Source organism: Acinetobacter sp. IK23 (assembly GCF_035615275.1).
Classification (GTDB): domain Bacteria; phylum Pseudomonadota; class Gammaproteobacteria; order Pseudomonadales; family Moraxellaceae; genus Acinetobacter; species Acinetobacter seifertii.
Window position 1 is genome coordinate 174,055 of sequence record NZ_JANBNX010000001.1, and the last position, 11,443, is coordinate 185,497.

Below are 11,443 nucleotides of genomic sequence, written 5' to 3' on the forward strand. Positions count from 1 at the left end.
TCTTAGAATTTATAGTTAAACTCCAACCAACCTTGACGGCCGAATGGTGAATATGATCCTACCGGATAATACGGCCATCCGCCTGTGTCATCTCGTTTCACTTTGTCAAACAAGTTATTAATAATGATTGAAGCAGAAGCTTTTGGAGAGATTTGATAAGTACCACTCCAGTTCACCAAATACGTTGGGCTTAAGTAAACAGTTTGGTCGCCGTTTGGAATTTTGCCATAACGATTAACTAATACTGTTGATGCCCAATCACCAAAGCTCCAGCTGAGGCTGGTATTAAAACGGTCACGCCAATCAGGAATGGTTAAATCTTTTAAGTAGTCATCTTTCTCGCCATCTTTTGATTGTTGATATTCATGTTCTAGTACGCGGCTATAATTTACCGTCCAGAGGAAGTTACCAAAGCTGTCTGTTTTCCAGCGCCATCTCGTAGTGAAGTCAATCCCGCGGGTATGATCTGATGCAGCATTAATCGGGACAATATTAATATTTTTAATCACATTTGGATCGACAACTGCATTTGCAGGATTGCGTTCTACACGTGCCAAAGCATCAATACAGGCCGCAGAGTTAATATCTTGGTTTCCTAAACGACAATCTGCTTCTAAACGTAGAATTTTGTCCGCACTTAAGTTGGTCACAAGATTATCAATTTTGATATCCCAGTAATCGACGCTAATATCAAATTTATTGGTTGGTGACCAAACAAAACCTGCACCATAAGATTTACCCTCTTCAGGTTTAAGCTCTTTGTTTCCGGTTAAAGTGTAATTCGCCCCAGGTGAGTAATCTTTAAAGCTACATTTATCTAAAGGTTGTCCCGTTTGGCTACAACGTAAATAATCTGTTGTACTTGGGAAATAACCTTTTTGCTTATTTAAAAACAGATAGTTCATATCTGGTGCACGAAAGCTGGTCGCGTAGTTACCACGCACCAATAAAGTCGGATGTGGTCTAAACTCAAGGCCTGAACCAAAAGTTAGCTTATCAATGCTGCTATCTGACAAAGCATAACGGTCATAACGTCCAGACAGGGTTAAATTTAACGGTTTTGCTAAAGGTAAGAATAATTCTGCACCGAGTGCTTGGCGTGTACGTGTACCCCCATATTCGCCACTAGAACTTGCATTGTAATATTCACCATTTTCAAGTGCTTGATCTGGCTTAATCGAAAAACCTTGACGCCCAATTTCGGCCACAGCCGCAAGTTTGGCCGTTCCTGCAGGTAACTTAAATACGTCACCATTCGCGCTTAAAGTTAAACTTTGTGCCCACGATTTATCTTTTTCTGTTGTTGTACCCGAAATACTTTCAAATTCACTTGCTGTGAGTGGTCGACTTAAACGATCTAATCGAGGGGAATAAATAGGAATGCCATCTACATCTGTACCAAGTTGCTGACCTAAGAAATATTCATCGACATTAGAACGTAATAAACCTTGGCGCTTTAGCTGACTGGTATAAATGGAACCATTATAGGCTGCTTCATAACGCCAGCTTGTCTCGCCAATATCGCCTCGAATTCCGAAGTTTAAGTTCGAAGAAAGTTCTTTCCACTTTTTATTTACGCGTTCTACCCCGCCTAATTCTTCAGGTGCAAAACGGCGATTCCAAATTTCATAATTGCCTGAATCTTGATTGAGAAAATAACCGCTCGATGCACCTAAAGAAGTCCATGTCGGACCACGGGTATTATTTTCGATTTGATTGGCGCCAATTAAAAAGTCGCCAAATAATTGAGTTTTATCATTCAATTCATAATCTAAACCGAGGTAACCATTTTGACTGCGGTTTTGAGTTTGAACCGTCCAATAGGTTGGTCGTGCTAGACCACTGGCACAATTGTCCGCACCTGCTTGTCCTATATTATTGACTGATCCTTTAAATAAACCGTTAAATGCCTGACACCCACCAATTGAAAGATATTTACCAGTATCAGCATTTTTACGGCCAACAACCGTGTCAGGCTTCTCACCCAAACGTGTTCGGCTCGACATAAAATCTCGATCGGCTGCCCATATCGGCTCACGGCCACTAAGTTCAACCCCATAAACGAGACTAAGCTTGTCTAAAGTTTTACTGCCACTTAGTTGTAAACGTAAATTTTCACCGCCTTCTTTGGTTCCGCCTGCTTTAATATTAAATTGTGTGCCATCTGTTTTCTTTTTCAGAATAATATTCACCACACCTGCAATTGCATCTGAACCATAAATTGCAGAAGCACCACCGTTTAATATTTCAATACGGTCAATAATGGCCGTTGGAATATTAGCTAAGTTTACGAAATTGACAGAGCCATCATAAGGCACAGGATAATCTGCAACCCGATGCCCATTAATCAAAGTCAAAGTGTGGTTGGGTCCTAAGCCTCGTAAACTAATAGCATTAGCCGCAGGTGTAAAAGTATTTCCATAATCGGCACCTTGTACAAAACCCGTGTTTTGCGTCAGGTTATTGAGTGCATCAAATGCATTACTAAAACCTTGTTTTTCAATATCGGCTGCGGTAATGACAGTTACACTGGTCGGGCCATCTTTTTGTGCTTTTGAAATCCTAGAACCTGTCACGGCAACGCGTACCACTTTATCTGGTTTAGCTTGATTTTGTGGTTGCTCTACAGCTTCTTGTGCATAACTTTCTAACGGATGGAACAGTACAACAAATACAAAAATAAATGAGCGCTTATTTTTTAAAGCCCCTAGATATTTGAAGTTATTTAAATACATATTTATTAATAGACAAAATAAAGACCGCCCTACTATATCCACTTTTATTTGGTTGATTTATACACATTTTTTCTAGATATATTGATGTTTAAGATATACCAAATGGTTAATTATTTATCATAAAAACTCACAACAAACTAAAACCTTTTTCAATAAATAAATTTTGTTTATGAATAGATCCAAAACCTTCATTAGGCAAAATTTCTAAATCTCTTATCGAACAACAAAAATCTTTGGTTATTTTCTGCTAACATAGCTCCCCGTAGCTAGTGAAACATGGAACGCAATAGGCCGAACCTCCCACTCTTGATCAACTTCACCTAAAAATTTTAATCATTAATGCTGTAAATCATGACTATGAATATCCAACAGGCGCTCAACCACATTACCAAGAACATTCATTTGACTCAGCCGCAAATGGAAGACATTATGCGTAGCATCATGCAGGGTGAGGCAACCGAAGCACAAATTGGTGCTTTGATGATGGGCCTTCGCATGAAAGGTGAAAGTATTGACGAAATTACTGCTGCTGCACGTGTCATGCGTGAATTTGCCATTAAAATTGATGTCAGTGATATCAAATATTTAGTTGATATTGTCGGCACGGGTGGCGATGGTCAAAACTTATTCAATGTCTCTACCGCTTCAAGCTTTGTAATTGCGGCGGCAGGTGCAACCATTGCCAAACATGGTAACCGTGGCGTTTCAAGCAAATCAGGTTCATCTGACTTACTTGAGCAAGCTGGTATTAATCTTGATTTAGACATGCAACAAACTGAACGCTGCATCCGTGAGATGGGTGTAGGATTTTTATTTGCTCCAAACCACCACAAAGCAATGAAATATGCTGTTGGACCACGTCGAGAGCTTGGTGTTCGCAGTATCTTTAATTTACTTGGCCCGCTTACGAATCCGGCTGGTGTAAAACGTTTTGTGATTGGGGTATTTTCAGATGAACTTTGTCGTCCAATTGCCGAAGTGATGAAGCAACTTGGTGCTGAACATGTGATGGTGGTTCATTCAAGAGATGGGCTTGATGAAATTAGCCTTGCAGCGCCTACAACTGTTGCTGAACTCAAAGACGGTGAAATTACTGAATGGACACTTACCCCTGAAGATGTCGGAATTGAGTCACAAACTTTAAACGGTTTAGTGGTTGCGGATGCTGCTTCCAGCTTAAAGCTCATTAAAGATGCATTGGGTAAAAATAAAACTGATGTTGGTGAAAAAGCAGCAAATATGATTGCGCTTAATGCAGGCGCAGGAATTTATGTGGCGGGTATTACCAAAACTTATGCTCAGGCTGTTACCTTCGCTCAAGATATTATTTACGGCGGACAAGCTTTAGAAAAAATGAGTGTTTTGGCTGAATTTACCAAAACATTAAAACAATGTCAGGCAGATTAAGGATTTCTCATGATTAATATTCAAAATACCATTTTAGGTAAAATTGTTGACCGTAAACATGAGGAACTTGCTGCGCGATTAAAACAACGTAATTTGCAAGACGTTGAAGAATTAGCAAAAGCTGCGACTCCAGTACGTGGCTTTGCAAATGCTTTACAACATAAACGTCCGGGTGTAATTGCTGAAATTAAAAAAGCATCTCCATCAAAAGGAGTTATTCGCGCAGACTTTAATCCTGCTGAAATTGCCCAGCAATATGAACAAGCTGGTGCAGCCTGTTTATCGGTACTAACTGATGTTGATTTCTTTCAGGGTGCAGATGAAAATATTGCGATTGCTCGCAATCATTGTGCTTTGCCTGCTTTACGTAAAGACTTCTTGGTTGACCCATACAATGTAGTTGAAGCACGTGCTTTGCATGCTGACTGTATTTTATTAATCGTTGCTTGTTTATCTGACCAGCAACTCGAAGAAATGTCAAAAACTGCGTTTGAACATCAACTAGATGTATTGGTTGAAGTTCATGACGAAGAAGAAATGGAACGCGCGTTAAAGCTTTCTGAACAATGTTTATTAGGTGTGAATAACCGTAATTTAAAAACGTTTGATGTAGATTTAAATACGTCTATCCGATTGAAAAAATTACTTCCAGCCTCACGTTTATTAATTACTGAAAGCGGTATTGCGACGCCAGACGATGTGCATATGATGCAAGAGCATGATATTCACAGCTTCTTGGTCGGCGAAAGTTTTATGAAACAACCACGTCCAGATCAAGCTTTTACTGCTCTTTTTGGACAACCTCAAACGGTTTAATGAAGATATATGAGTAATAAAGATTCATCGCTTTCTAAAGAGCAACAAAAATTATTGAAGCAATTTAAAAAGCAAATCTCCAATCCTCATTCAAGCAAAATCGCAAATCAGTCTGAGACTAAAAAATCTCAGGCTGAGCCTGAAGAATTGGAAGATACACATTTGTTTCAACAAGCTGTTGCAGGTGTTAAACGCATCAACAATAGTAATGTGGCTAATGTCAAACCACCTCGTGCCAAAAAAGTCGATGCACAAACACTAGCTAAACGTGCAGCTGCCGAAGGTGGCCGTGATACCGAACATGCTGAATTGTCAGACACTCAAGCTGCTTTAAATCCGGTCGCAAGCCAAGCTTCATTAAGCTATCGCATTGCAACACTTCAACATAAGGTGTTTGAAGACTTAAAAGCAGGCAAGATGCGTTGGTTTGAAGCTGTAGATCTACACGGCTGTACCATTGAACAAGCGCGTGACGCAGTTTTACAAATTATCCAGATGGCAAAAGATGAAAATCAAAATGTCATTAAAATTGTACATGGTAAAGGCCCCGAAGCGGTCTTAAAAACCTATGTCAACGGATGGTTACGCCAACATCGTGATGTTTTAGCTTTTGTAAGTGCTCCAGAAAATCAAGGTGGCACAGGTGCAGTTCTCGTGCTGCTTAAACGCGCAGAAAAAAATCCAAAGTTCGAACAAAAAAAATGATCCTTTGGGATCATTTTTTTACATCAAACACCTGCAATAATTGAGCAACTACTGCAATGGCAATCATTGCAGGTTGTTTCGATGAAATTCCTTCTACCCCGATCGGGCAAACCAAACGTTGTAATGTTTCTGGGGTATAACCACGTACTTGCATACGCTTTTCAAAAATAGCTCTTTTACTTTTTGAACCAATCATTCCGACATAAGCAAATGGTTCCGCCGTAGGTTTTAAGGCTGTAAAACACAATTGCAAATCTAGTTGATGATCGTGCGTTAAAATTAAAATTGCCCCCGAACGATCAAATTGCTCGATCTCGGCGTCTAAGGTATCAGTCGTTATACATTGCACCTGTTGCAGTAAATCGGATGGAAAAATATCATCACGCTGATCAATCCATTTCACCCGAACTCCAATAGGCAATAAACAACGAACAATTGCTTCACCCACATGCCCGGCGCCACAAATCAGCACTTGCATGGCATAAGGTTTTATCTGCTGGCTAAATTGCCATTCTTCACTGCTGCCAGAATGAAACTCGAAACTTGGTTGTTGTTCTATATCCATACTCTGCCAAGTGGACACATATTGATGTGAGACCTTACGCCCTATACGCTGACCAGCTCGCCATGCTTGTAAAATCGCAGATAAATCCGATGTGATCGCATTGGGTAATATTTTTTCAAACAATAACCACATCACCCCGCCACAACACTGTCCCAGCCGAGCACTGAGGTTAAAGCGTTCAATACGCCTCACACAAGTTTCCGTTTCTTTTAACATTTCTTTAGCAATATCAATGGCCTGAAACTCTAGATGCCCGCCACCGATCGTATCGGACTGCTGCCATTGCTGTTGCAAATTAAACCGCAATAACATAGTTGCACCAACTTCTCGTGGTGTTGAACCATTTGCACGTACCACTGTGACCAATACCATAGGCAGAGCATCGACTTGCCACGCCACAAAATCAGTCCACCATTGTAAATGTTGCATAATCTTCTACATTTTAGCTTGTGGTCGGTCAGCCAAAGCTTGTCCGCGTCCAATCGCAATTGCGCGTAAAATTTCTTCGGCAGTTGCTGGAGCATTGAGTACGAGCGGTGCATTTTCTGGAATAGCCGCCTGTACTGCCTGACGAATTGCAGAGAACACTGATAATGCCAACATGAATGGAGGTTCGCCTACCGCTTTAGAGCGATAGATGGTGTCTGCCTGATTTTGGTTATCAAACAGTTTGACATTAAAAATATGAGGAATGTCTACACTGGTCGGGATTTTATAAGTTGAAGGCGCATGGGTAAACAAACGGCCAGCGTGTGGTCCTTGTGGCTGCCAATATAACTCTTCTGTCGTGAGCCATCCCATCCCTTGTACAAAACCACCTTCAATTTGCCCTATATCAATTGCAGGGTTAATTGACTGCCCGACATCATGCAAAATATCGGCACGTAACACTTTCATTTCCCCAGTTAGCGTATCTATTGCGACCTCGCTGACCGCTGCGCCATAAGCATAGTAGAAAAATGGACGCCCTAAATGGTTGACCTGATCATAGTGAATTTCTGGTGTTTTATAAAAACCGCTGTCCCATAGTTGTACACGTGCCATATATGCCCGTTGAACCAAGTCAGGAAATGTCCATGAGTGACCATTCGCTGTTGTGACTATACTATTTTCAAACTGGACTTGTTCAGCTTCACTTTGACTTATTTCTGCTGCAAGTTTTGCCAGACGCTCACGAATTTTAATACAGGCATTTTGAACAGCTTTACCGTTTAGATCTGCGCCACTCGATGCAGCAGTTGCCGAAGTATTTGGCACCCGAGAAGTATCAGTTGCAATTAAGCGAATGCTATCGATTGGTAAACCCAACTCATGAGCGGCAACCTGCCGTACTTTGGTATATAGCCCCTGTCCCATTTCTGTACCGCCATGGGTGATAGAAACAGTACTATCCATATACACGTAGACCAGTGCACCCGCCTGATTGTAATGCACGGCGTTAAACGAAATACCAAACATTAAGGGTGTTAACGCAATACCACGCTTAATGATGTCATTGTTCTCGTTAAAGGTATGAATGCTCTGTTTGCGTTTCGCATAATCGCTACTTTGCAATAATTCGGCTACCAATTTTGGCGCAACATTATCACGGACTTCTGCTCCATAGTGCATACGGTCACGTCCAGCACCGGGCTGTTCGGCAAAGAAATTGCGCTGACGAATTTCAACTGGGTCACAACCTAAATAACGAGCAATATCATCAATAATATTTTCAATGACAAACATACCTTGTGGCCCACCAAAACCACGATATGCCGTATTGGAAACAGTATTGGTTTTACAACGTAAGTTACGTAACTCAACTGCATTTAAATAATAGGCATTGCCAATATGGCAAATCGCACGTTCATTTACTGGCCCAGATAAATCAGCCGAAAAACCGCAGTTTGAAGCCAGTTCTACTTTTAAACCTTGTAAAATACCACTGTCATCAAAGGCTACAGACCACTCATAAGCAAAACCGTGACGTTTGCCTGTAGCGCTCATATCATCATCACGATCTAAGCGTAATTTACACGGACGGCCTGTTTTTTGTGCTGCCAAAGATGCAATGCATGCCCACTGCGCCGACTGCGACTCTTTACCACCAAAACCACCACCCATACGACGGCTTTCCACACTCACCTGATGCATATTCATGCCTAATGCATGACAAATCAGTAGCTGCATTTCGGTTGGATGTTGTGTCGAACAATAGACTTTTAAGCTCTGATTTTCTTGGGGAATCGCATAGGAAATTTGTCCTTCGAGATAAAAATGCTCTTGCCCACCCAGCTCAATAGCACCTGAAAGATGATGTGCTGCATTGTGAAATGCTTGTTCAACTTCACCATGGCTGAATTCAACAGGCGGTAACACCCACGATTCTTTTTCAATCGCATCTTGAATGGTTAAAATCGGAGTTTCGGGCAGATATTCAATTTTTGCTAAGCGAACTGCCTGACGGGCTTGCTGATAACTGTCAGCAACAACCACAAACAGGGCTTGTCCATAAAATTCGACCTGATCTTCGGCAAAAATTGGGTCATCTTTTACAATGGGTCCCCAATTATTTTCAACATCAATATCCTTTGCCGAAAAAACTGCATGCACACCATCGGCCTGACGTACTGCATCTAAATCAAGCTTACTAATTTTGCCTTTTGCACAACTTGAAAATCCGACAGCTAGGTGCATGGTATTTTCAAGCTCAGGTAAATCATCAATATATGTTGCCTGCCCCGTTACATGTAAATGGGCACTCTCGTGTGGAATCGAGTCGCCAGCTTTAGCTGATTTTTTAGAAATGCTTAAGTTAATGGTTTGATTCATGTCAGATCTCCACCATAGCAATCAAGTCATTCACACGAGTTAGTGTTTGAGACAGGACTTTTTCTACATAAAAACGCTGTAAACAGTTTTTCGCGACGTGTAAACGATATGCTGAGCTAGCACGTCCATCATCTAAAGGCTGATAGTCTTGCGACAATACTTCTTGTGCCTGAACGATCAATTCTGATGTAAGTTGTTGGCCTTCCAATATGGCTTCTGCATACTTTGCACGTTTGGGAATAGCAGCCATGCCACCAAAAGCAATTTTCACATTGTGAGCGACACAATGATTATCTAGCTCACATGAAATAGCCGCACATACCGCAGAAATATCTTGCTCAAAACGTTTAGCAATTTTATAGCTGGCAAATTTAAAACGTGGCTGCCCTTCACGAAGTGGAATAACAATCGACTCTACAAACTCACCAAGTTGTAATGCTGTTTTTTGATAATCTAAATAAAAGTCTTCCAAGGCAATTTCACGAGCCTGTTCACCTAAGCGCAAAATTAAGCGTGTACCTAGCGTAATTAATGCTGGCATTGAGTCGCCAATAGGCGAACCATTGGCAATATTTCCACCTAAAGTTCCAGCATTTTTAATAGGCATGGAAGCAAAACGGCGCTGTAATTCTTGAAAGTCAGGATAAAACTCTGAAATTTTGATGAGTGCATCACTCAAACTGACATTTGCCCCAATCGTTAAAGTATGGTCTGTGACTACAATCTTTTTCAGCTCTTCCACCTGACCGATATAAAGCATATCTCCTAAATTACGGCCCTGCTTTGTGACCCACAAACCGACATCTGTACTACCTGCAACAATACGGGCTTGCGGCAACTGTGAACGTATAGCAGCAAAATCCCGCAAAGTTTTGGGTGCAAAAAATTGCTGAACATGATGATTTAAATGCAATGCTGGTAATGCTTGAATGTCTTTTAATACATTAAGTACTTTTTGACGTTCTAATTGAACACGCGGATAGTCATATGCTTTTTTTGCTGCATCTAAAATAGGTCGATAGCCCGTACAGCGGCATAAATTTCCAGAAAGATAATCACTGATTTTATCTTTGCTTGGTGGCTGTTGTTCATTTTCATACATTGCCCATAACGACATAATAAAACCGGGCGTGCAAAAACCACATTGTGAGCCATGCATATCCACCATTGCCTGTTGTACAGGATGCAATGTCCCAGCTTGTGTAGGTAATAAATTATGAAGATCTTCTACTGTAAATAAAGCTTTACCATCTAAAGTCACTAAAAACTGAATACAAGCATTCACGCTCCGTAATTGCAAGCTGTCATTGACTAACTCACCAATCACTACTGTACATGCACCACAATCGCCCTCAGCACAGCCCTCTTTTGTACCAGTCTGCCGAGTCTTATCGGCTTGCGTATATTCTCGGAGAAATTGTAAGACCGTCATGGTGGGTAATACATTTTCTACTTGTTGCTGACTGCCACGAAAAAAAAAGGTAATTGGACGTTCTGACATTTTTTATCCTTATGCTCTATAGTACGGCATATTTGCAAATATGATGCCATGAGGCGATCATTTATAACTTAACTGTATTAGTCGCACATTTCATGTTCAAATACTTGACTATTAACGATAAAAAACATGAAATTTATTCACCATTTATCCAACGCATACCGAACAGGATAAATATAGTGCGACGAGTTATGAACATCAGGTCATGTTTCTGATACAATGCCGAGCTTGTCTAATAGAGTAAATTTATACGCCTTATGTCAATGCAGCAATCGTACGCAAACATTCTGACTGCCGTCGGTGAAGACCTTAATCGTCCCGGCCTTAAAGATACGCCTGTGCGTGCGGCTAAAGCTTTTTCATATTTAACTTCTGGCTATAGTAAAACTTTAGAAGAAGTCACCAATAATGCTGTTTTCCCATCAGATAACCATGAAATGGTATTGGTGAAAAATATTGAATTTTATTCGCTTTGCGAACATCACCTCCTTCCATTCTATGGCCGTGTTCATGTTGCCTATTTACCAGAAGGCAAAGTTCTTGGCTTATCTAAATTTGCACGTATTACCGAGATGTTTGCTCGTCGTTTGCAAATTCAGGAAAATCTAACTCAGCAAATCGCTGAAGCTGTGGCTGAAGTGACTGGTGCTCGCGGTGTTGCTGTCGTAATTGACTCTGCACATATGTGTATGATGATGCGTGGTGTAGGTAAACAAGAGTCTACCACCCGTACAGTTTCTTTTGTCGGAGATTTTAAAACTGACAAAGAAGCACGCCGTGAATTCTTAAGTGCAGTACCAGAAAGCTACTAATCTGGTAGCTACTGCAAAAAAGCCCGACTCAGTTGGGCTTTTTTATATTTAGATAAAGCACTTACTCTATAAAACATAACAATCAAATTATGTG

The 11,443-nt window shown here is 40.9% G+C and carries 8 protein-coding genes; 4 read left to right on the top strand and 4 right to left on the bottom strand.

The annotated features are described in order from the left end of the window. Positions 1–2 precede the first annotated feature (2 nt). The gene (locus tag MSG95_RS00985) at positions 3–2,735 is read right to left on the bottom strand and encodes a TonB-dependent receptor plug domain-containing protein (RefSeq protein ID WP_004700223.1); all 2,733 of its coding nucleotides are present in this window, start codon (positions 2,733–2,735) and stop codon (positions 3–5) included. A gap of 357 nt (positions 2,736–3,092) precedes the next feature. Between MSG95_RS00985 and trpD the strand changes: the two genes are divergently transcribed. Genes trpD through MSG95_RS01000 form a run of 3 tightly spaced genes read left to right on the top strand, consistent with a single transcriptional unit; the run spans position 3,093 to position 5,663 of the window. Next, positions 3,093–4,142, top strand: coding sequence for an anthranilate phosphoribosyltransferase (trpD, locus tag MSG95_RS00990; RefSeq protein ID WP_077164829.1), 1,050 nt, complete (start codon positions 3,093–3,095; stop codon positions 4,140–4,142). A 9-nt stretch (positions 4,143–4,151) separates the two neighbouring features. Further along, positions 4,152–4,958, top strand: a complete 807-nt coding sequence (trpC, locus tag MSG95_RS00995; protein ID WP_004700219.1) for an indole-3-glycerol phosphate synthase TrpC — start codon at positions 4,152–4,154, stop codon at positions 4,956–4,958. Positions 4,959–4,967: 9 nt separating this feature from the next. Next, positions 4,968–5,663: a Smr/MutS family protein gene (locus MSG95_RS01000; RefSeq protein ID WP_004700216.1), complete on the top strand. Its 696-nt coding sequence runs from the start codon at positions 4,968–4,970 to the stop codon at positions 5,661–5,663. Between the two features lie 10 nt (positions 5,664–5,673). Here MSG95_RS01000 and xdhC read toward each other — a convergent pair whose 3' ends face one another. From xdhC to xdhA, 3 genes are read right to left on the bottom strand one after another with little or no spacing between them, the layout of a single operon-like run. Then, entirely contained in the window at positions 5,674–6,657 is a 984-nt protein-coding gene (xdhC, locus tag MSG95_RS01005) for a xanthine dehydrogenase accessory protein XdhC (RefSeq protein ID WP_004700215.1), read from the bottom strand. 6 nt (positions 6,658–6,663) lie between these two features. Continuing rightward, positions 6,664–9,039, bottom strand: coding sequence for a xanthine dehydrogenase molybdopterin binding subunit (gene xdhB, locus MSG95_RS01010; protein ID WP_324624569.1), 2,376 nt, complete (start codon positions 9,037–9,039; stop codon positions 6,664–6,666). 1 nt (position 9,040) lies between these two features. Continuing rightward, positions 9,041–10,540, bottom strand: a complete 1,500-nt coding sequence (gene xdhA, locus MSG95_RS01015; protein ID WP_077164822.1) for a xanthine dehydrogenase small subunit — start codon at positions 10,538–10,540, stop codon at positions 9,041–9,043. 260 nt (positions 10,541–10,800) lie between these two features. Between xdhA and folE the strand changes: the two genes are divergently transcribed. Then, positions 10,801–11,349 carry a GTP cyclohydrolase I FolE gene (gene folE / locus MSG95_RS01020; protein ID WP_001187844.1) on the top strand — a complete coding sequence of 183 codons (549 nt, stop codon included), beginning with the start codon at positions 10,801–10,803 and terminating at the stop codon, positions 11,347–11,349. Positions 11,350–11,443 lie beyond the last annotated feature (94 nt).